This is a genomic window from Kitasatospora sp. NPDC001225 (assembly GCF_053597855.1).
In genome coordinates this window covers 1-1,348 of sequence record NZ_JBSFJC010000459.1, presented here as the reverse complement: position 1 = coordinate 1,348, position 1,348 = coordinate 1, and the positions used below count along the sequence as shown (strand labels likewise).

Annotated in this window: 2 protein-coding genes; one reads left to right on the top strand and one right to left on the bottom strand. The window is 75.6% G+C overall.

The genetic code is table 11. From position 1 onward, the window contains the following. On the top strand, window positions 1–569 hold a 569-nt coding region (locus ACWDCZ_RS41450), incomplete at its 5' end, for an ATP-binding cassette domain-containing protein (protein ID WP_449818739.1). Between the two features lie 173 nt (window positions 570–742). On the opposite strand, the gene ACWDCZ_RS41445 is transcribed toward ACWDCZ_RS41450, so the two are convergent. Beyond that, a partial coding sequence (locus ACWDCZ_RS41445; protein ID WP_449818738.1) for a helix-turn-helix transcriptional regulator occupies window positions 743–1,348 on the bottom strand: 606 nt, incomplete at its 5' end.

Below are 1,348 nucleotides of genomic sequence, written 5' to 3'. Positions count from 1 at the left end.
GGCAGGCCCCGTACTACGAGGAGGGGGCCCTGGTGCGGGTCCGCGGAGTCCGGGTCGGGTACGGCGAGGGGGCCAGGGTGTCGATCGACGAGTTCGACCTGCGCGTCGGTGAGCGCGTGCTGCTCCGCGGCCCCAACGGTTGCGGGAAGACCACGCTCCTGCACGTCATGGCCGGGACCCTCGCCCCCGACGCCGGGGCGGTCACCCTGCCGCCCCGGGTGGCGAGCCTGACCGCCCCGGTGCACCTGCCTCCGCTGCCGGTGCGCGAACTGGTCGCCGACGAGCGGCTGCGCGCCGCGATGGGTCTGGACGGCCTGGCCGACCAGCTGCCCTCGGACCTGTCGTCCGGCCAGCGTCAGCGGGTCGGGGTCGCCGTGCTCCTGCACGAGGACGCGGACGTGTACCTGGCCGACGAGCCGTTCGCGAACCTCGACGACGGCGGCAGGGAGCTGGTGTTCCGGGTGCTTCGGGAACGGACCGAGGGGCGTGCCCTGCTCGTCGTGCACCACGGGGACGAGGCCATCGACGGCCGCTTCGACCGGGTGGCGACCCTCACCGGGCTCCGCTAGGCGCCCCGGGGCGGTCACGGACGCGGGTGTACGGACCGGCCGACCTGGGAGCCGAGTCGGCGGAAGCCCGGGCGGCGGGCCCTCCCGCCGGGTCAGGAGGCCTCGAACGGATCGTCGTACCATCCCCGCTTCGCACCGTGAGCGGGGCCCGGCCGCCGGCCGGAGCGGTGCACCTAGCCGGCGACGCCGACCCGCGAGGAGCACTGCAACCGCCGCATCGCCTCGCGGAGGTGGTTGACCACGGTCCACTCCGAGATGCCCAGGCGACGCGCGATCTGGTGGTTGCTCAGTCCGTCGGCCACCAGCAGCGAGACCTGGAACTGACGATTCGTCAGCTTCCTCTTCGGCGGTGTCCCGGCGGAGTCCGGCTCGCCGAGGGAGCAGAGCAGGTCCGGGAGCGCGGTGGCCGCGCCGGCTGCCAGTGCGTGGGTGAACTCGTCCTCGGTGAGCCGGCGGCGGATGCCGGGGAGCAGCCGGGCGGTGGCCAGATCGGGATCCGCGGGGTTGCCGGGAATGCTGGCCCGCCCCGGATAGAAGCTGCCCAGCAGTCGGGCGGCGTCGGTCGCCCGCGCCGGTGCCGGGCGCAGGGGGTTCGCGGCCAGGCCGACCAGCGCGCCGAGCGTGGCGACGGCGCCGAGCGGGCGCAGCTGGGCCAGTCCCTCGACGTAGTGGGCGCGGGACGCGGACGGATCGCCGTCGGCGGCGGCGAGCAGGCCCAGGTGGAGCAGGGCCGTGCCGACCAGCAGCGCGTCCCCCCGGTGCCGCGCCGCGGTCAGCAC